The organism is Paenibacillus chibensis, from assembly GCF_004001045.1.
Taxonomy (GTDB): Bacteria; Bacillota; Bacilli; order Paenibacillales; family Paenibacillaceae; genus Paenibacillus_AQ; species Paenibacillus_AQ chibensis.
This window is the reverse complement of sequence record NZ_BIMK01000005.1, coordinates 208,571-229,142: the sequence shown is the minus strand read 5'-3', so window position 1 is coordinate 229,142 and position 20,572 is coordinate 208,571. Positions and strand designations below refer to the sequence as shown.

Annotated in this window: 12 protein-coding genes; all 12 read right to left on the bottom strand. The window is 51.7% G+C overall.

Annotated features, from left to right (window positions below):
- Positions 1 to 126: 126 nt before the first annotated feature.
- The 12 genes from PCH05_RS06020 to PCH05_RS05965 all read right to left on the bottom strand — a co-directional run bounded on the left by PCH05_RS06020 (position 127) and on the right by PCH05_RS05965 (position 20,409).
- Positions 127 to 537 carry a TIGR03826 family flagellar region protein gene (locus tag PCH05_RS06020; RefSeq protein ID WP_127601452.1) on the bottom strand — a complete coding sequence of 137 codons (411 nt, stop codon included), beginning with the start codon at positions 535 to 537 and terminating at the stop codon, positions 127 to 129.
- A 164-nt stretch (positions 538 to 701) separates the two neighbouring features.
- Positions 702 to 1,565, bottom strand: a complete 864-nt coding sequence (locus PCH05_RS06015; protein ID WP_127601451.1) for a ComFC family protein — start codon at positions 1,563 to 1,565, stop codon at positions 702 to 704.
- Between the two features lie 164 nt (positions 1,566 to 1,729).
- Entirely contained in the window at positions 1,730 to 2,899 is a 1,170-nt protein-coding gene (locus tag PCH05_RS27990) for a helicase-related protein (protein WP_307719510.1), read from the bottom strand.
- A 1,474-nt stretch (positions 2,900 to 4,373) separates the two neighbouring features.
- Complete coding sequence (locus tag PCH05_RS06005) at positions 4,374 to 4,757, bottom strand: hypothetical protein (protein WP_127601449.1); 384 nt, start codon at positions 4,755 to 4,757, stop codon at positions 4,374 to 4,376.
- A gap of 170 nt (positions 4,758 to 4,927) precedes the next feature.
- On the bottom strand, positions 4,928 to 5,650 hold the full coding sequence (locus PCH05_RS06000) for a response regulator transcription factor (RefSeq protein ID WP_127601448.1): 723 nt from the start codon (positions 5,648 to 5,650) through the stop codon (positions 4,928 to 4,930).
- Positions 5,651 to 5,654: 4 nt separating this feature from the next.
- Complete coding sequence (locus tag PCH05_RS05995) at positions 5,655 to 6,809, bottom strand: sensor histidine kinase (protein WP_127601447.1); 1,155 nt, start codon at positions 6,807 to 6,809, stop codon at positions 5,655 to 5,657.
- 92 nt (positions 6,810 to 6,901) lie between these two features.
- On the bottom strand, positions 6,902 to 9,613 hold the full coding sequence (locus tag PCH05_RS05990) for a stalk domain-containing protein (RefSeq protein WP_127601446.1): 2,712 nt from the start codon (positions 9,611 to 9,613) through the stop codon (positions 6,902 to 6,904).
- A 325-nt stretch (positions 9,614 to 9,938) separates the two neighbouring features.
- Positions 9,939 to 13,928, bottom strand: coding sequence for an Ig-like domain-containing protein (locus PCH05_RS05985; protein WP_164766559.1), 3,990 nt, complete (start codon positions 13,926 to 13,928; stop codon positions 9,939 to 9,941).
- Positions 13,929 to 14,143: 215 nt separating this feature from the next.
- Complete coding sequence (gene metK, locus PCH05_RS05980) at positions 14,144 to 15,346, bottom strand: methionine adenosyltransferase (RefSeq protein ID WP_127601444.1); 1,203 nt, start codon at positions 15,344 to 15,346, stop codon at positions 14,144 to 14,146.
- 234 nt (positions 15,347 to 15,580) lie between these two features.
- The gene (locus PCH05_RS05975) at positions 15,581 to 15,850 is read right to left on the bottom strand and encodes an alpha/beta-type small acid-soluble spore protein (protein ID WP_127601443.1); all 270 of its coding nucleotides are present in this window, start codon (positions 15,848 to 15,850) and stop codon (positions 15,581 to 15,583) included.
- Between the two features lie 325 nt (positions 15,851 to 16,175).
- The gene (locus PCH05_RS05970) at positions 16,176 to 16,706 is read right to left on the bottom strand and encodes a hypothetical protein (RefSeq protein WP_127601534.1); all 531 of its coding nucleotides are present in this window, start codon (positions 16,704 to 16,706) and stop codon (positions 16,176 to 16,178) included.
- Between the two features lie 85 nt (positions 16,707 to 16,791).
- Complete coding sequence (locus PCH05_RS05965; protein ID WP_164766558.1) at positions 16,792 to 20,409, bottom strand: Ig-like domain-containing domain; 3,618 nt, start codon at positions 20,407 to 20,409, stop codon at positions 16,792 to 16,794.
- Positions 20,410 to 20,572: the final 163 nt, after the last annotated feature.

The following is a 20,572-nucleotide window of genomic DNA, read 5'->3' as shown; positions in this document are numbered from 1 at the left end:
TAAACATTAGGCATCCCCGGCGATTCAACGCCCGACCAACGTAAAAAACCGATAATCTTTACTAAGTTTATCGGTCGTAAATAAGACATTATTTATAGTTACACATGTTTTTAGTGCAGTAGTCTGTTATTTGTAGAATTTATCGATCACACGGTAGGTTCCGTCGCCCGTTTTTTTAGGGCTAGACTCCTTATTTGCCTCATCTTGAACGGCCTGGTTCAGTTCTTTGGTCAGGCGCGCACGGCAAGAGTCGCACATATGGCCTTCGCGGATCAGGTTCCCGCATACCTCGCAGGGATACATCAAATTCGGTGCGTTCATGACCGAGATCCGGCCTTCGCGGATGAAACGGGTAATCTGCTTGATCGAAACTTCCGTAGCATCGGACAGCTCCTGAATCGTCGCGCCCTTTTCCTCACGCAAATATTGAACACAAGCTTCATATTCGTGCTCAATTTGCTTGATGCAGTTTGGGCACATGTCTTTAAAATTAGCCGCAAACAATCTGCCGCAGCGAGGACAGTTTGCCAGATTCACGATTACGCCCCCTTATATCTCTTCACGTTCTTATAAGAGGAATAGCCAAAAAACTCTAGTAAGCCTTCAACGAAATGTTCCTCTTAAGTATAGATTACATGATTCGCGCTTTCCTCGTCCATCCTTTTTCATGAAATCGGCATGTTTTTAGCAAAATTTGTCGGTTATGATCGTGCCCACGTTAAACTATACACTTCTGCCGGAGCTCCGGTGCAGTACTGCGCCATCTCCTGAATCCTGCCCGCGCAGGTATTGATCGTGCTGCCTGTCGTATAAATATCGTCAACAATCAGAACGCGCAGCGCCCCGGCTGCCTCGGAACGGTCTGCTGCATCCCCCTGATTTTGAATGGAACGACCTCTCTTCCCTACATGCGCGAGAATCTGCATGCCTTCCAGGTCCGGATCAAACGCATGCTTCATCGATTCCACCCGCTCCGATCGGGTCTTAAAGCTCTGCTTGCCTGTATGCTCGCTCCGGACCAGCAAAGGCACCACAGGCAGGTGGTGAATCTTCCCAATGCCCTCTGCCAAGACCTCCGCCTGGTTGAATCCGCGTTCCATCAGCCGCTCCGTGCTTACCGGTACATAGGTGATCAGATCCGGTTTCCATTCTTCTCCTGGCCCTGACACATCAGAATTTCCGAGCAGTAAAGGCATTTCCTTCTGCATGCTCGTCAAAGCCTGGCTTATCATTCGGATCAGCAGCCTCGCGTATCTTTCATTCCCCCTGTACTTGTACTGGGCAAGCCACTCCCGCATCATGTCATCATACTGAACGGCGCTACGATTCAGCAGAAAAGAGCGCTGACGCGCCTCCTCCCGCAGGCAGTCGGGACAGCCGCAAGCTCTCCCGCAGTAAACGCAGCGCGGTTTGCCGATCCAGGGAATGGATTCCGCGCAGCGGCGGCAGATCCCGGGCCATTCGCGCGTCAGCCTGTTTTTGCTCCCGCAGGTGAGGCAGATTTCCCCCGGCGGGGCCAATAAATCGCGGACGAATTGGGTAATGGCAGAGGATAATGCGCTCATAAACAGCCTCCTGGTCTAAGATTCGAAATGACAACCTCGAAATACGATCTTCAAAAGAAAACAGAACTCATATCGACTTCAACAAGATGCTTCAAAAATAGACTTCAAAATACAATCCAAAATCGGCTCTTTGAAAAACAAGCAGAGGAAAGGAGGCTATGAATCTATGAATCTTTCAGATATCCATTTTTCCTGGCAATCCGGTTCATGCCTGTAATCTGCCGGACCGCCCTCTTTTGGGATAACGTCCACTGCGGGGAGGCAAAGACGACTCTGCCAGCCGGGTCCTCCGATGAGCGTCCGGCACGACCGGCCATTTGGACAAGGGAAGCTTCGTCGAACAGCCCGCTGTCCGCATCCGCGATATAAACGTCGCTGCGCGGCACGGTGACGCCCCGCTCCAAAATCGTCGTGGTCACCAGCAGCCGGATGTCCCGCTGCCGAAAACGGGTGACCTTGGCTGCGCGAAGAGGATCCTCCGATGATGTCCCCTCCACGCAATATCCGGTGAAGATACGACGCAGGATCGCCACCAACGGATCGATGTGGCGAATGCGGGAGACGAACAGAAACACCTGGGCATCGCGTTCCAGGGATTGCCTCAACGCATCGTTCAAACGCCTCAGCAGCATAGGCTGGCGCAGGCACTGCTCGATGCTTTTCAGAGTAATGCGCCTCGGCACCGGCAGCGGATGGCCGTGAAACCGGACCGGCACCCTGGCATGAGCGAGTGTGCCGCGCGCGGCTTCCCGCTGCAGCGGTCTTGGCGGCGTGGCCGACAGGTACACGAACTTCCCGTCCGCCTTGCAGGCATGCCGGGCCGCAAAGGCCAGCATGGGGTCATTATGGTAAGGGAAGGCATCGAGTTCGTCGATGATGACGAGGTCAAACGCCTGGTAAAAGCGCATCAGCTGGTGTGTTGTCGCGAGCGTCAGCTCTCCAGCCTGCCAACGCTCGCTGCTTCCTCCGTACAGCGTGACGATCCGCGTCTCGGGGAAGGCTTTGGCGAGGCGCGGGGCCAGTTCCAGCACCACATCCCGGCGGGGTGTGGCCACCAGCACGCGGCCCTGCTTTTCGAGGATCGCACCGAGCAGCGGGAAGATCATCTCGGTTTTGCCTGCGCCCGTCACGGCCCAGAGAAGAAAGCGTGACGGCGCGATCCCGCCGGGCCCATTCGCTGGCCCGGCGCCCCGCGCGAGCGGCCGCCTCCATGCGCGGCCGCCTGCCGCGGAGCCCCCGCGGGGCGGCTCCGCCAGGAAACACAGCGCGGCGCAGGCGGCATCGCCCTGCGCCGCGCTAAGCCCCCACCGCCCGCGCACCGCGGCGGTGGACATCCCGGCCGCGGCCCGCACGGCCGGGGCCCCTCCCGCTGCTGCGCGAAGCAGCAGCGAGCAGGCGCGACTGCGCCCGAGCGCGAGGCAGGCCTCGCAGTAGGCGCAGTCCGCGCGGCCGCACGCGGCGCATGCCGCGGCGCCCGTGGCTTCGCTGCCGCAGCGCCGGCAGCGGGGGAGCCGTGCGCGGCCCATGCGCAGCGGGCCGCGTCCCCGGGGCGGGCGGGCATCCGCCGCCACGCCCGCGTCCAGCGCCAGCCGGCCCTGCAGGCTGGCGAGCTGCGCTGCGCTGTACCAGGCGCCGGCCAGGCTCGGCGCCGTCTCCTGCAGCAGCGCATCCGCTTCGGCCGCGAGGAGCGAGCGGCCGCGGAGCAGCTCGCCGAGCAGCGCGGCTTGCCTGTCTAGCGCTTCTGCGGCGCTTGCCGTATGAAGTGCCGCATCCATCCGCCCGGCACCCGTAGGCTCAGCCAAAAGCCGATAGACCTCTTCCGGCGCCTCCTGATCCAGATCCCAAATCCACTGCCGACGGCCGGAGCTGCCGCCATGCCGTGAAAGTATCCCCCCTCTCGTTGTCCATACCTCCGGGTTCAAGCGGGTTTGCGCGCCAAGCTTATCTGGCTTGCCAGCGATGGGTCGGGCAGTCCCGCTCATCCCTTCTCCCAAAGCTTCATCGACCCATTGATTCCATCTCGCAAGATCCCAGGTCTTCATCCCCGGCTGCTCTCCAAAGCCCTGCTCCAGCTTCATCGCAAGACCGTAGGCCATCTCGCCGTCCAGTAATACGATTCGGCCCGTGCATCCAAGATGCTCCGCTTCCTGTCTATGCCACAGCATGTCCACTCTTATATCCAGCGAGCGCCTGATGCTCCAAGCGCCGCTCATGTATACAGCGTACACGGCAATTCGCATTCACCAGATCCCCCTTCTTCACTGCATCAATTGGACTGCACGCAACATCAGCCTTCTCCCAAGCCCTTCCCATAGCTTACGCCCGGCTTGATCACGATCAGCATGACATGTGATCCTTAAAGACCATGTCCTCCAACTTGTACACAGAACGCGGTGTCAGATGCTTTTCATCAACGGATATTCCGAAATTCCATCCACAAATTCACAGATTCATCCCCATCATGCACAGCCGGATGTGCTTTTTCTCCTTGATCGACCCGATATTTCGCGTTTCAGCCAATCCGTCCTGTGGGTAACCCCCGGTTTCCCCCTCCGCCGCCTCCTTTTTAAGATTTTTAATCCACAGAAGACAGCAGTCATTGCAGCCGCATAAGCCTCTTCCTTTAACGGCCGATGTCCAATTTCTCTCTGCATGCTTCACCGCATGCGCTAGTTCGCCTATCTGTCCCGCCTCTCATTCAAGAGCTGCAACCGGCTTCTTGGACGCAAAAAAGCACACTCCCGGTTTCCCGTACGAAGTGTGCTTCACTTTATCGATTTCCCTATGCCGCGCCAAGTCGCGGGCTTCCTATACATAAGGAATATGCCCCGCTTCATGCGGATTTCTAAGATCAATCATGCGAATCTCCGGATTCGCCGCGCTGCTGAGCACCGCAAAATCCGTCGTTACCGACAGCTCCACGCCGGCCATGCCCTCCAGGCGATGGATAATGCCAAGCGTGTCGTCATTCGAATCGAGGTCCAGCACCGTCAGTCGGAGCCGTTTGCCCGAGATCAGGGCATACAGCCCCAAAGCCCGGATATACCATTCGATCTGACGCTCATGATTGGAAGTCACCAGGATATAGTGAATCCGGCGCGCCGTTTTTCGCTTTTGCCATGCATGATAGACATGCACCGCCGCAACGGCCAATGCATACGCCGACAGAATCCATAGTAACGGGGTCAACATGCAGACTCACCTCCCTGTATACCCGCATTATATGCCGGTATGCTCAGGTCGGTGAATGAAAGCGCATCACCTGCCCGCACCCTTTTCGGATGTCACGGCTCCCGCCTACTATCCCGTGGTAATTTTCACAAACAATGACAGCGTAAACCTAAAATTCCATTTACATGAAATTAAAGGGTTACCCATCCGTATTTGATGGAGTTGATTACGGCCTGCGTGCGGTCGTCGACCTCCATTTTTTGCAGGATGCTGCTGACATGGTTTTTGACCGTTTTCTCACTGATAAAGAGATACTCGCCGATCATTTTATTGCTCTTGCCTTCCGCCATCAGCCGCAGCACTTCCGCTTCGCGGCGGGTCAGCGGATTGTTCTCGCCGGCGACGAATTTGACGCCCGCTTCGCGCACGCCGCTCTCCGTCATCGCTCCCGTCTCATTGAGGAAGGTCATCCGGCGCAGTTGCTGAATCAGCTTGCCCGTTACTTTCGGGTGAATAAAGGCGTAGCCCTCCTGCACCGAGCGAATCGCGTTGATCAGCGACTCCGCTTCCATATCCTTAAGCAGGTAACCGTTCGCGCCTTTGCGCAGCGTTTCGAAGACGTAGCTCTCGTCATCATGAATGGACAGAATAATGACCTTTACATCCGGAAACAGCTCGCGCAGCTTCTCGGTGGCCTCCACTCCGTTTTCGACAGGCATATTAATATCCATTAGTACAATATCAGGCTTGGTCTCATTGCAAAACTCCAATACCTGAATTCCGTCCCCGCATTCGCCGATGACCTCAATGTCATCCTCCATATTCAAAATGCGCTTCAGACCCTCGCGAAACAATTGATGATCATCAGCCAAGAGGACTTTAATGCTTGTTTTGCCAGAATCCCTGTTTTCCATTCTGTTACTCCTTTCCCTTCTCCACGTTCGTTGGGATATGGATTACGATCTTCGTACCCTGGTTCTCTGCGGATTCCAGTTCCATTCTTCCTTCGAGCAGTTCTACTCTCTCACGCATGCCGATCAGCCCGAAATGATCCTTCGATTTCTGTTCCAGCAGCTCGACCTTAAAGCCCAAGCCATTGTCCTGAACAACGATTTTGACCATTTGGGCCTGGTATGTAATTTCCACCAGCACATAGGTCGGATACGCATGCTTGGACGCATTGCTGAGCGCTTCCTGCACCAATCGGTATATCGCCGCTTCCATAGCAGAAGAGAGGCGGTGTTCCTTGCCCCGCGTTTCGAAAATCGTGCGGATTTTTGTCTTCTCCTCAAAATCATGCACGTACTTGCGCATCGTGGGGATGAGTCCTAAATCGTCGAGAGCCATCGGGCGAAGATTGAATATCACCTTCCGCATTTCCTCAAGGCTGGAGCGCACTTGTCCCTTCAAATCTAATATTTCGTCCTGCACCATCTTAAATTCCTGCTTCATCATCATTCTTTCCACAATTTCCGTGCGGAGAACGAGATTCGCAAGCAGCTGCGCAGGGCCGTCATGGATTTCACGGGCAATACGTTTCCGTTCCTCTTCCTGAGCCAGTATGATCTTCAGACCGATTAGCTGGCGGTTTTTGGCCGTTTCGATAATCCGTGTCACCTGTCCCAGTTCGCCTGACAAGTACTCCAGTACCACACCCATTTGTGATCCGATGGATTCAGCACGTTCAACAGAGTTCTCGACGTTCCGGACTCTCTTTTGCAGTTCATCGCGTCTTGCCTTCAGATACATTTCCTTCTCGCGATAGATCATAACATCAAGCTGAAGCTGGGTAGCCTTTTCATAGGCCTGCCTGATGTCTTCCTCCTTGTAACGGACGAAGTCCCGGCTGACTTCCGTCAGCCGGACACGCGAACGCCGGTAGTTCAGCTCGAGCTGATCCACCTTTTGCAGCGTCTCGATCGTTTCCTTCATCACATACTGCAGCTCCTGATTCAAAGAGGCAAGTTCGTCGCGGGCCGCCTCAAGAATCTCAAACATCTGATATTTGCTGTTCTCCACCACCTGGATGGCGTTCTTAATGACGCGGTCTATCGCATCGGCTTGAAAGTCCACGTACTTCTACTCCATTTCTTACCATTACAGTTCTATACAGAATGAGCTGTCGTCCTTGTTTTCGAGTTCAATTCTATACATATCATACCATATCATGATTCGATAGTGACGGTCTTCGTGTTTTGTTCCCATTTTACATTTAATCCTAATTGCTCGGATACGAGCCGAAGTGGGACTAAAGTACGACCTTGGCTGATATAAGGCGCAACATCTGCACCTTTGCGCTTGCCATTCAGAACAAAGTCCTTATTCCCGACCTTCAAATCCATGACTTTTCCACCCCGGATCACCGTGATCCGCTGGTTCGCAGGGTCCCAGGTCGCTTGTCCGCCGAATGTATCCAGCACATATTTGATCGGAATATAGGTACTGCTATCCTTCATGACCGGCGCGGTTTCCATCGTTTTCTTCTGTCCGTTGGCCGTAAAGGACTTTTGTCCTATCGTCATGACAACTTTTCCTGTAGGCAAACCCGCTTCGCTGGAGAGGGAAGGCATTGTGAATTTGATATTGTCAAAAGCCACCGTGCCCGTTTTCGCGCGCTCGTCCTGACCTTCCTCCACATTCACAACGTAGACCCGCTTGAGCTGGGCCGGGAAGGCGATGCCTTTATCGCTCAGGTCAATGTTCAGCGTTTTCCAGCCGTCCCAGTCGATCGCTTTGGCCAGATCCACGTACACCGTGTTGCCGTTGTTGTCTTTCAGCTCCGCACGTGCCCAGTTCAGGCTGTGGTCGCCCATGACGTCGATTGACATCGAAGTGGCCGCTGCGGTAATCGCCTTTCCGGTCGAGCCGTTCAGTTCAGCGTAAGCATACATTTTGCCTGTACCCGCCGTCATGTCATACGTCAGCTGCAGCACTTTGGAATTGGCGTGGTCGCCGGTTCCCTGAGTAACGGCTGCCGTTCCCTTGACCTGGGCATTGTTGCTTGTAAACTGCACCGGATAGGTGACGTTTTCGAAGTTTTCCCACATGTCTTCGCCTGCCGCGGACAGCACGATCGCCGTACTAAAGCCGTTGTAACGGGCAATGGCGTAGCCGACCTTGGTTCCGGCATTGACGGAGCTTACCGTCAGCTTGCCGTTCTGCACGCTGCCTTTGAAGCCGATGAATTCCCATTTAAGAGCGCTGTCCGGCACATCGATCTGCTGCCCGTCTTTGGTCGTCGCCTTAACGGCTACGGATACCGAGCTTCCTGCCTGAAGCGCCGCTGTTGCCGAAGCTGTGGTCAGCGCGTTCAGATCGTCGCCTCCAAGCACCTTCACGTCCATGCTAGTGCTGGCTTGACCGCTGACCGCCGTAATCTTCGAAACGCCCGGCGTGACGCCTGTCAGGGTCTGTCCGTTCACCTTAATGTTGCCGTTGCTGGATTTCCAGGTTGGCGTCAGGCCGGATGTATCGACCGGATTATAGTACGTATCGTATCCTTTCAGCTTGAACGATGCCTGCTGGCCGATGAGGATCGCCGAGCTTCCGCTGATCTTCAGCCCTTTCAGCTCGCCCTTGGGCGCACTCGTATAGACGCCGACGCCGTTCACGACGCTGCGCTGATCCGTGCCGTACTCCGTGTTGAAGGTAAGCACGGTGCTGTCTTCCGCAAGCGGACGGCTGACCATCGTTGTCGATCCGCCTCCGTCCAGGTTCAATCCCTTCCATACGCCGATATCGATCATGAAGGACTGCAGTTCGCTTAGCGACATGCCGGAGCTGTTGTCGTTCTTCTCCACCGTCACGATATAGGCATAACGCTCATCCTTGGAGTAACCGAGCGCCGTTCTGGCCCGGTAACCGCCAATGCTGGAAACGTCGCGGGAGAACGCCGCCGTCTTGCCGTTATTCACCAGAATCGTATGCCCGCCGATCATCATCTGCAGATTCGCAGGATCTACCGACTGACCCATCGTTTTGGATTTCAGCATATAGCTCGTATTGAGCTTCTGACCTACCGCTAGATGATTCTTCACGAAGTCCGCCGCCGCACCGTGCGTCCGTAAAATATAACCATCCGCCGGCACCGCCATGTCCGCAAATCCGCCCTGTCCGGAAATCTGCGTAATGACGCCGTTTTCCACCAACACCTCAACCGGGGTTGTCGCACTGTTCTTCGGACGTACCGTGGATTTCCACGCGCTCGTATAAATGTACATGGCATCCACATGGCTGTATGTCGAGCTGCTGCTCTCCGGGTTATAGGAGGTCTTGTTGATCCCCGCCAGCGGGAAGCTCGAACCATCCTCGGCCGTCACGGAGCCATCAAAAGAAAACTCGTCGATGATCGGCTTGCCGCCTGTCGTCACCGCGAAGGAATACATACCCTTGATATCGGATGGCGTTGACATGAGCACCCCATTGGTCACCTGTCCGCCAATCGGAGCGCCGTCTGCGCTCGTATTGAAATAATCCCCGTTCACCCCGGCAACCGCCCCGGTTTCCTTCGCCATGCCGCCGGTGCTTTGCTTGGTCGTGAACTGGCCATTCTGGCCGTTCATGACGTCAATCTTCACGTACGGGTTCTGCAGGTCGATCCGGATGACGTCCGCAAGCGCCGAAGCCTGTTTCCCCGAACGCGTCGTCGTATATTTGTATTTCGTCAAAATCGCCCCGGATGTGACCGGATTCTCCGACAGCTTCGTCACCGATGAAGCCGCCGCACTGGCGACCGATGCGATCGAATGCCCGTTGAGCGGAATGCCGCTGCCGACGACCGGAGCGATAAAGAGCAAGCCCGCCAGGGATACGACCATCCATTTTTTGCCTGCGCCCATCATGCCTTTATTCTCGTTTTCATTGTGATTCCATTTCATGAAGTGCTACTCTCCCATCTTTTATAACGCACGTTCTGTCCGTCAATAGGATGCATCCTATGAATCTACTGACGTTCCCCACTGTTAAAAAGTTCCTGACATCTACGTTCAACCATACTTTTCGGCTTCTTGCCATCGGATGAAGAGATTACTATCTTGTAACCTCCATACATGTAATAGACTGTTTTAAGCCTGAAAAGTTACGGATAATCTGCATTTTTTAGCGAATTTCATAGATTCGGCGAAAAAAAGCCCTCCCCCATCATCGGATGGAGAAGGACTTGCTGCTGCGGCTTCATGCGACCGAGCGAAAACGAGGTTCGATTTACAGGTAGCCCAGCTTTTTCAGGAGACGCTCCAGCATGACCGCCGCCTGCGCGCGCGTTGCATTGCCTTTCGGCTGGAAGGTGGTCGGGGTGACCCCTTGAATGATGCCTTCCTTGAGCATCCGCGCGGCGGATTCAGGAGACTGGATCGATTTTGCATCTTTAAACACTTGCAGATAAGAAGCCGGGGAGAAGTTGAGCGTCGAATTGTATCCTGCGTAATTCATCGCGCGCACCATCATCATCGCCATCTGCTCCCGCGTAATCGGACTGTTCGGCTTGAATGAACCATCCGTATTCCCGGCCACAATACCTGCCTTGGCTGCCGCCCCGATAAAGGCGCTCTTCGGAGAATTGGTTACGTCGAAGAATTTCTGCGCAGTCTTGAGGTCTCCAGGAAGCCCCAACGCGCGCGCCACGAATTCGGCAAACTCGGCCCGGGTAATATTTTTGTTCGGTTCAAACGCATTGCCTTGTCTGGCATCGACGATGAGCTTGGATGCAAGTACATTAATCGAATCCTTCGCCCAGTGATTGCCGACATCGGTAAAATACTTGTAGTTGGCTAATGTCATTACCGTATAGTTGCCTTTGACCTTCGCATGCAGAACCTTGCGGGTGCTGAGCGACTCGATCACCGCGGGCACAAAGGTCAGCTTCCCTGCGGCATCATCCATCCGGGCCAGCCCCGTACGGCTGTCCTGCAGCGTCGTGTTCGTTCGGATCAGATATTCGCCCTTCAGCGTGACTTCGGTTTCCTGCGATCCTGATCTGGCGGAAACCGCGAAGTCGACCGGATCCGTGATCCGCTGCGTCGTGCTTCCGTTCAGCAGCTTCAGCAGCTCGGCTGCCGTGCTGTCCGCCAGCTTCTCGACGGTCAGGTTCAGCATCACCGAGGAAGTGGAGGTATTCAGGCTCCGCGCAATTTCCGGCGCGTTCACCTGGCTGAGCGGCAGCAAATACAGCGCATCGCCGGCTCTTACCGCGACAGCGGCACTCCGGTCTTGATTATAGGCATAGTCCAGCGCGCTCAGTGGGATGGACACGGATGCCGAGTTCAGGCCTACGGCCGCATCGATGACAACCGTGTGCGTTGCATCATGATTGCTGACGATATAGTCGATGACCTTCTTGAACTTCTCGCCGTCCACCGTGTACCGTTTAATCGACTGCCCGTTCCGGGAACGGACATCCTCGATCGCTACAGACTGGATTCCCATGGACAGCATGTCTCTGCCGAATTCTTTGGCGTCAAAGCGGGTCAGATCCGTCGGAAGGCTTGGATCAACCGTGCCTGTGCTGCCCGTATTGGTATTCGTCACCGGAATGTTGTTGAAATACAGCAGGCGGTCGCCCGATGTGTCTTTCAGCGGCGTCGCTCCCGGGATGTATGAGATAACTACCTTTTGCCCGCTGGACACCGGACTGGATAGCTTCACCGTCAATGTGCTGCCCGAGACCGATGCCTGCGAGATACTCCGAATGACGCCGTCCACCATGACCTGGAACTGGTTCGTCACCAGCGAAGACTGCGACACCATGGTCTTATAAAATACGACTTGAATCGTATCGCCTTGAATGACGGCCGACTTGATATCGTTCCCGAGCGAAGACCCGGATACCGTCACCGGCTGCAAATTGATGTAATCGGCCGAGTTGCCGTTAAGGTCTGTAAGTCTCGACGTTCCGGGCACATAGGAGATCGTGACCTTGGCATCCTTCGGCAGAGCGGTTGTCAGCGTCAGAATCACCTGGTTATCCTTGATTTCCACCTTGGTGACGTAATTCGGCTTATCGTTTACCAGCACCGAGAATTGACTCTTCATCGGCACATTGCTTGTGCTTAACAGCTCGTTGTAATTCAGCTTGACCTTCGTGTCCCCGCCTTCGGCGTTCTGGAATACCGGCGGCTTCGTGTCCAGGTAATTGCGGATCAGGAAGTCCGTAAAGGCAGCGATATTCATGCCGCGGTTATCCTGAATGGGATTCGCTCCCGGCGAATAGCTGACCTTCACGATCTGTCCATCGCCAGGCGTGCTATCGAGTGTTAATGTCAATGTATTGCCGCTTTGGCTGATGCCGGTCACTTTCATGCTGCTGTTATCTGCCTTCACGGTGAACTGCTCATAGGCATTCGTCGACGGGCTTTTCAGGGACTGGCCAAAATTCAGTCTCAGCGTTTTGCCGGACACGTATCCGTCCTTCGGCTGCGGCAGCGCGGTATCGATCCCGTTCACCACTTCCCGCTGCGAGAAGGTTACGGCCACATTTTTATAGAGGTCCTGTATCGGATGCGAGCCGCCATTGTAGGTGACTTTGACCGACTGACCAACCGCTACGCCGGTTTCCAGCACGATATACACGCTGTCCCCGGACGTATACACGTAGCTGATCCGCCGGGATTCGTCATTGACGGTGACCGTGAACGCACTGGTCGTCAGCCATGAATCCGAATACAACGGTTTGCTGTACGTCAGGCGAATCGTCGTATTGCTGTACATATCGCTGCTCTGCAGCACCGGAGCCTGCTTGTCCGATACCGGCGTCTGGAAGTACCACGTGCTGCCGGCGAATGTATAGTTATAGTTCTGCGCATCGTAAACGGCATTTCTTCCGAGCGTGACGTAATAAGTCGAATCATAGTCATACGTATAACCGGATGATAGACGGATTCGCATCTCCCGCCCGCTTACGTAGACATCGACCGGTACAGGCGAGCTGCTGCCCGACTTGCGGACCGATATTTCTCCGGATCCCTGATACACTTCGCGATTGAAAGTAACATAGATGTCGGAGGTAACCGGTACCTCTTTGCTCTGATTCGCAGGGCTTACGTTGGTAATGGTCAACTGGGTTGAACTGTCCACCCCGGTTGTAAACTTCCATCCCGCCGTTGTCGTGATACCGGGAACGGTATTATTTTGGATATCGACAAAAGCATTATCGGACACGGTTACATAATAACTCTTGTTGCTGGACATATAAGCGCTCAGGTTAACCGTTATGACGGAAGATCCCGAGCCCGATACGAAGGAAGTATCCTTTGCGGCGATGGATTTAACTAGATCGCCATTCGACAAGCGCAGCTGGATCGTTCCCTCCCCGGCGGTGACCGGATGGTTATATGTCAGCGTATATCGGGTACCCGTAGAGACGTTGACGTCATTGTTAATGGGATATGTACTTTGAATAGATGTATTCCACTGCGTTGTAAAGAACCAGTCCTCCCGGCTGCTCATTCCCGTATACGGAACGTCGGCGGAAGTGAGAAAAGCGCTGCTGCTGACGCTGCCACCATCCACGGTTACATAATAGGTCGTATCCTTTAATAGTTTGGCTTGGGGCGTAATCGTGACGGTACAATCAGATGACGAAAATTGCAACCTGTTCCGGTCCGATGCGGCGATGTTCTCCACCGGCGCATTATTGGATTTCTGCACAATGGAAATCGCACCATTTCCCGCCTTCATCGGCTCATTGAACTTCAGGGTAAGCTTCGGTCCATCCGTCTTGATTCCCGTGCTGCCTGCTGCAGGATCAAACGATTGAACCGCCGAGCTGACCGTACTAAACGTGTCTTGGGCCGCTTCTGAAGATGCCCCGCCATCTGGGGTACTAAACAGTCCCGCGGGCACCTGCACTTCATAGGTATGCGCATACTGCAGCGGGCTGGATCCGGCTACCTGGAACGGATAGCTCGTCTGTCCAGTAGGGTCCGAATTGGTCGGCGCAGTCAGATTCGTTACTGTATGGAGAGAATCCGTTTTATCTACCAGTTGAATCCCTTTGGCGGAATCGGTCAACACGACCTTTTGCGATCCGAAGCTCACTGTAATAAGCGGCGTCCGGCCTACCGTGCCGCCAGCCGTACATACATTTGCGGAAACCGTAATGGTCGGCACCAAGCCGCCTGCCGCATTCACCTCTGCCTTCCCTGCTCCCAGACTTCCCCATAGTATTTCAATCGTCATGACGAGAGCCAAAATCATAGAAAGCCTTTTTCTCATTCGATTCATCCTTCCTTTCCCGGGCCTGGTGTTCTCCTGACATGCTTCATCAGCCCATCACAAAGCACACGCGTATACTTCTATTTCGGTCAAATCGGGCTGGAAGTTTAGCGAACGGGCCGTATCCGCAAGCACAAAAAACCTCAGCCCGGCATCCTGCCAAACTGAGGTTGGTATTTATATAAGAATCGTGCCTCTTACAGGCCAGCTTGAGCCTTGAGCTCTTCGGCCTTGTCCACGCGTTCCCAAGGCAGATCCACATCGGTACGGCCGAAGTGACCGTAAGCTGCGGTTTGCTTGTAGATCGGACGGCGCAGATCCAGCATGCGGATGATGCCTGCAGGACGAAGGTCAAAGTTGCTGCGGATCAGCTCCACGAGCTTCTCGTCCGCCACTTTGCCTGTGCCATACGTATCCACGTTGATCGATACCGGCGTAGCTACGCCGATCGCGTAAGCCAGCTGGATTTCGCATTTGTCGGCAAGTCCGGCTGCCACGAGGTTCTTCGCCACGTAACGGGCTGCATAAGCTGCGGAACGGTCCACTTTCGTCGGATCCTTACCGGAGAATGCGCCGCCGCCATGACGTGCGTAACCGCCGTAGGTGTCCACGATGATTTTGCGTCCGGTCAGACCCGCGTCGCCTTGAGGTCCACCGATCACGAAACGGCCCGTAGGGTTGATATAGTACTTGGTTTTCTCATCCAGCAGCTCTTCGGGAACGACCGGAAGAATAACCTTCGCCTTGATGTCTGCCTGGATTTGCTCCAGCGTCACATCCTCTGAATGCTGCGTCGATACGACAATCGTGTCCACGCGCACCGGCTTGTCATCCACATACTCGATTGTGACCTGGGTTTTGCCGTCCGGACGAAGGTACTCGAGCGTACCGTCCTTACGAACCTCAGACAAACGGCGGGCAATGCGGTGGGACAACGCGATCGGCAGCGGCATCAGTTCAGGCGTTTCGTTGGTTGCGAAACCGAACATCAAGCCTTGGTCGCCTGCGCCGATGTTTTCCGTTTCCTTGTCCACTTGGGCAGGGTCACGGTTCTCCAGGGCAGCATTTACACCTTGCGCAATATCTGCAGACTGTTCATTCAGGGATGTCAGAACAGCCATCGTATTCGAGTCAAAGCCATATTTGGCGCGAGTATACCCGATTTCCTTCACCGTATTTCTAACGATTGCAGGGATATCGACATACTCGGATTTGGTACTGATTTCGCCGATGACAAGCACAAGTCCCGTCGCAACGGAAACTTCGCAAGCCACGCGCGCATTCGGATCATTTTCCAGAAAAGCGTCAAGCACCGCATCGGAGATTTGGTCGCAAATCTTGTCCGGATGTCCTTCCGTAACGGACTCTGATGTAAACAGATGACGTCCTTTTACAGACATAGTATCAACCTCCTATAAGGAAATGGTAGAAAAACTTGTATCGACGACTTCACAGTAGACAGACCGCATCCAGCGGAAGTTTTTCTTGCGATTCATATAATATTAAACCAAATAAAGTCGTCTTAACAAAAAATGAACCTTTCCCTGTATAGGAAAAGGCTGCAAGACGATCCTCAATGGACATATTAACGTATTTGTCAACCCGTGTCAATGAAAGTAGATCGATGATTCCCCTTACACCAAGCTTTGCTGCGCCTGGCGAATCAGACGTTTCGTCATCTCTCCGCCCACGGATCCGTTCTCGCGGGAAGTCAGGTGACCGCCGTAACCTCCGCCTGCAAAACCGCCGATTTCGCCCAATTCTCCTGCAAACTCGGTATCCGCACCGCCATGGCTTGCGCCATAGGCGGCGCCAAGTCCGAACTCGGCTGCAATTTCATATTTCATCTGATTGAGCATGTTGCGGGATTCGGGAACGACTTTCCGATTGCTGTTTCTGGCCATGATACACACACCTCCTGCGGTAATGGTACTGCAAGGATAGTATTTGTATTTTCATGGGCCATAGACGTATAAATGATTGTTACTTATGGCAAAAATAAGGATATACGAGTTCTTAATTACGTGCAAAGTGGCCGCTCCGGTTACGGATCGTTCTTTCGATCGCTGTTGCCTCCAAATTCCCTAAAAGGTAGGAATTCAGAAACAAGCAATTACTTTCGAAGCGAGCTTTCCTGCGGAAAGCTGTTAGGCGACCGCTGCGCTTCTCCAGAACGATTCCGTTCCCTGCGCTACTTTATCTATTTTTCCCATCATTTTTTTGCCATCCTTATTGGATCGAGTATCCGCCGCGCACCATGACAATCAAGCTATATGTATTACCTTCTTGAACCATAATGCCACGCCCGTCTCTTGGAAAAGAGAGCAGATGATTGTTCCCGGCAGGTTGTCCATTGGCAATATCTTTGCCGTCCGTCAGGTCGGCTACGCCATTCGCATCGGAACTGTATATAACACCCTTGCCGCTGCGAATAATAAACTCAGCACCTGCTTTGGCGATCAGCTTCTCACCCGGTTTCAACGTGACGACCGTTACAGTATTCTCCACGGTTGTCGTATCCTTACCATCAGAAGGCTGCGTTGTCGCTGGCGGTGTGGTTGGAGTCGTCGGTGTTGTAGGCGTCGTTGGGGTTGTGCTTCCGCCACCACCGAGCGCCTTTTGGATTTGCTGATCTACATAGCTTTTGGTTACGACCGGATCGTCAACAGTACCGGCTTGGTTAGTGGCACCTGCGCCTTGGGCTGTGATGTTGAAGATGGAGCCGAGGGCGATGCCGCCTGTTAGCAAAATGCCTGACATTAAAAGCTTAGTTTTCAAATTTACCCTCCTTTTAAAATAGAAGGAGGCCCTGTGATCTCACAGGGCCTCCTTTAGAAATTATTGATTAGTTAGCAACAGTATAAGTTGCTTTTGGTGCAGTTGTATCTTCAGGAGTTACGATAACCTTGTCACCAGCTTGAACGTTACCAGTTACAAGCGTAGTACCGTCAGATTCAACAACTACATAGGTTGCACCTACAGCTACTTCAATGTTTGCTTTGAAGTCTGCAAGAGCAGGCGAACCTGTAACGATGATGTTTTTGCCTGCAGTAACCGTGTAAGTTTTAGAAGTCAAGTCGGTTTTAGTGCTAGCAGGATTTACAGCAACAGTATAAGTTTTAGTAGTTGATCCATCGAGTGCAGTAACTACTACAGTAAATGTGCTATCAACTGTATCAGTATCGGCAGCAACAGCAGCTCCTTTTTTAACTACTACAGTACCAGATGCATTAAGATTATCTTTCAAATCTTTAGCTTTAGCACTGAAAGGAACATTCTTGATAGTACCAGCAGCACTATCAACCGTGTACACAGAAGATGTTACAGTTGCATCAGTTACAGATGCTACATTCAAAGCAGAAAGGTTTGTTACATTTGTTGCATCAAATTTGATTTTGTTTGCATTTGCATAACCACCACTCAAAGTTACCGCATTGTCATCAAAGATGTATACTGCATTATCATTTGTGGCAATTGTAATCTTTTGAACGTTTGGCAATGCCTTTTTAATTGTAAATTCTACAGTATTATTAACTACTTTTGCAGAGTAATCTTCTTCAGGAGTCAAGACATCATCTTGATTCAAACCGTATTTGATTACAAAGTTAGCAGCGATAGCTTTATCATCAAGAGACGTCTTAAGCTTCTCGTCGAAAGTAGCTACGATTTTGTTAGGACCAGTAACTGTAATAGGGTTTGTTGCTACCAGGGAAGGAGCAATTCCGTCTTGAACAGTCACATTAGATTGAGTATCAATTTTGTTACCCAAGAGATCAAGGGAACGAACCTCAGTTTGTGCTTTAGTAGATACTTTAGCAGTTACGTTCGAAGTCAAAGGTGTACCAAGAGTCAGAGTTACTTCGCCTTTACCATTGGAAAGCGTTTGGTACGAAGCGGAAGTAGCTTCATTTCCGTTCACCAAGAAGTCAGAAGCGTATACAACTTGAAGTGGGCGATCGTATACAACTTTAACATGTGTGCTGTCAGTAGCAATTACATCACCAGCACCAGTACCCATTTTAGCTGCTGAGTTACCCCATTCAGTATTACCAACAACTACTTCTTTAGTCAGACCAGCCAATTTATTACCAGTTTGGTCAGCAACCAGAGTAACTTTGAATCCTTGAACCAGTGCTGCCGAGTTCAAAGGATGAACGCCGTCATAAGTTGCATCTGCTGGAATGTTGATAATTGCAGCTTTGCTGTCATAAGAAGGTTGAATAGTAGTCCCAGCTGGGAGCATTTGCCAAGAGGATGCTACTTTAATCATATAACGATCAGCTTTCAGGATGGAGTACTCACCATCAAGAGACATCGCTTTGTCGTATACAACTTGGATTTTTGTTCCTTCTACTGCATTGTAAGAAACAGCAACGTTTTTAACCGTTGGAGCTGTTACTTGTGGTACAGTAATTGTGAATGTTTGTGGAATCATTTTGTTGTTCAATGCAGTGTTATCCACAACGTTTTTCACTTCAACAGTGTAAGTGTCGCCTTCAGTAAGCTTGTTAGACAACGTTACAGTCAGTGTGTTAGTAGCATTAGCCTTTTTAACTGCTCCGTTTGCAACTGCAACAACTTTTCCATCAGAGTTTTTAACTGTCAGGTTAGAGCTGTTAGCAGCAGAGAATTGATCTTTGTCGATTGCTTTGTTGAATTTAACATCCAGCTTTTGTGCAGAATCAGCAGTGTATTTGCCATATTGATCAGTAGTTGCGTCTACAGAGACAATCTCAGGACGAGTTACGTCTACAGTAGCGTTAACCACAGCACTCAATTTGGAAGCAGTGTTACCGTAAAGGTCACTTACTTTTTCAGCATACAAAGTAGTTTCGCGTGCTGGCAATTTGTTGGAGCTGGAGTCAAATTTCACTTTGTAAGTAGTGAAAGTTGTGTCTGTATTGCCTACGCTGCTTGCAACAACTTTAGTTGTTCCAGCGTTGTCAGACCAGTAGAAGTTAGCTGCTTTAACAGAATCAGGATCAACAGCTTCATCAAATTTGATAGTAGCTGCATCCAGAGTAGCACTTTCTACAGTGAAAGATGCTGGTGCAGTTGTATCTTCTTTAACAGTGATTTCTTTATCCAGGTAGTTAATGATTGTCATGTTAGCATAATCTTGAACTCCGGAGATAGAAATCTTGTGTGCTCCAGCTTTCAGACGTGTGTACATTTTAATAGTAGCCGTACGTCCGTCATCAGACAAAGTGATTTCGCCGTTTGCTACATATCCGTCAACTTTGTAGTTAACGCGAGTTTGTGCACTTGCCACTTTAACTGGCTCGCTGAAAGTAACGTTGATGATTTTGTTACCAAGAACATCAACATTAGAAACTTCCGGTACAGTTACATCCAAAGCAGAGAAGCTAACAGAGTTGCTAGTCAATCCGCTGATGCCACTTACAGTCAGTTTGTAAGTTCTTTGGTTAGTCAATGTAGGACCATCGTTGTTCAGGCTAATCAGAACGGATTTGCCGTCAGCTTGAAGTGTAGCAGAAGATACAGCGTTCAAAGTAACGTCATCAAGTTTGTAGTTAGTGATTTTTTCAGCGTCTTCTTTTTTCACGTCGCCGTCAAAAGTCACCAGAATTTCTTTCAAGTTGGAAGCTTTAGCACTTTCAACTTTAGTAGCAGCAGTTACTACATAAGTTACTTTAGCAACGCGCTCTACGCCGTCTTTAGCTGTGTATTTAACTTCAGTTTCTTTGTTAGCTTCGAGAGCTTTATCCAAAGTCACTTTTACAACTTCACCAGTGTTCAGGGTGAAAGTTACAGTTTTACCAGCGTCAGAAACTTCGTAAGATTTTACGGAAACGTTCTGAAGTTGGTCGATTGCGTAAGCAGCTTCAACCAGTTGCGAGCGGGAAGCGTTCGCTTGGAAGTTCAGATCTTTAGAGATCAGACCTTTGTCGATTACTGCTTGCACATAACCTTTAGCCCAGTCGGAAGCGCTGTTGCTAGGGTTAGCTGGAACTTCAAGTTTCAACGCACGAACCAGTACAGCAGCCATTTCTTGAACAGTTACTTTACCGTTGTAGTTGAAGATTTTCTTAACTGTGTCTTGACCTTCCATGATACCAGCAGCAGTTGCTGCTTCGATGTAAGGAACAGCCCAGTTTTTAGCGTCGTAGCCTTTGTCTTTGTAAGACAGCGTGCCAGTTACTTCTTTCAGTCCAAGAAGTTTAGTGATGACTTTCGCGAACTCAGCGCGAGTCATGTCTTTCTCAAGATGTGCTTGTTTGTCTGGGTAGCCGTTGAAAATACCTTTAGCTGCCAGAGCGTCGAATTTCTCTTGTGGTGTTACTGCCGTTGCGGAATCACCGAATGCTACAGATGCAAACATGGAGAATGCCATAGCTGTAGACAAAGCGACTGTTAAAATTTTCTTCATAACCTTTTGTTCTCCTCCTTGAACTTTCATCACATTAGAGTTTTCTTTAATTGGGTAGCTCTTGTTACTCATATCGTCGTGCACCCCCTTTCCCGAGTTGGAGCAAAGTTTCATATAAATGATGTCTGTGACGAAATCACAGAAACTGGTAAACTTGGAATACGACAAAAAAAGAGTAGATTCCTAATCCTACCTAAGTATTATACAATGGGGTCAAGATGCCGTAAAGAACATT

What these genes read in the sequence shown, in the direction of transcription:
- PCH05_RS05970 (WP_127601534.1), bottom strand. Translation starts at nt 16,706, where the DNA reads ATGTCAGGCATTTTGCTAACAGGCGGCATCGCCCTCGGCTCCATCTTC.
- PCH05_RS05985 (WP_164766559.1), bottom strand. Translation starts at nt 13,928, where the DNA reads ATGATTTTGGCTCTCGTCATGACGATTGAAATACTATGGGGAAGTCTG.
- PCH05_RS06005 (WP_127601449.1), bottom strand. Translation starts at nt 4,757, where the DNA reads ATGTTGACCCCGTTACTATGGATTCTGTCGGCGTATGCATTGGCCGTT.
- PCH05_RS27990 (WP_307719510.1), bottom strand. Translation starts at nt 2,899, where the DNA reads ATGTCCACCGCCGCGGTGCGCGGGCGGTGGGGGCTTAGCGCGGCGCAG.
- PCH05_RS06015 (WP_127601451.1), bottom strand. Translation starts at nt 1,565, where the DNA reads ATGAGCGCATTATCCTCTGCCATTACCCAATTCGTCCGCGATTTATTG.
- PCH05_RS05965 (WP_164766558.1), bottom strand. Translation starts at nt 20,409, where the DNA reads ATGAGTAACAAGAGCTACCCAATTAAAGAAAACTCTAATGTGATGAAA.
- PCH05_RS05975 (WP_127601443.1), bottom strand. Translation starts at nt 15,850, where the DNA reads ATGGCCAGAAACAGCAATCGGAAAGTCGTTCCCGAATCCCGCAACATG.
- PCH05_RS05990 (WP_127601446.1), bottom strand. Translation starts at nt 9,613, where the DNA reads ATGAAATGGAATCACAATGAAAACGAGAATAAAGGCATGATGGGCGCA.
- PCH05_RS06000 (WP_127601448.1), bottom strand. Translation starts at nt 5,650, where the DNA reads ATGGAAAACAGGGATTCTGGCAAAACAAGCATTAAAGTCCTCTTGGCT.
- metK (WP_127601444.1), bottom strand. Translation starts at nt 15,346, where the DNA reads ATGTCTGTAAAAGGACGTCATCTGTTTACATCAGAGTCCGTTACGGAA.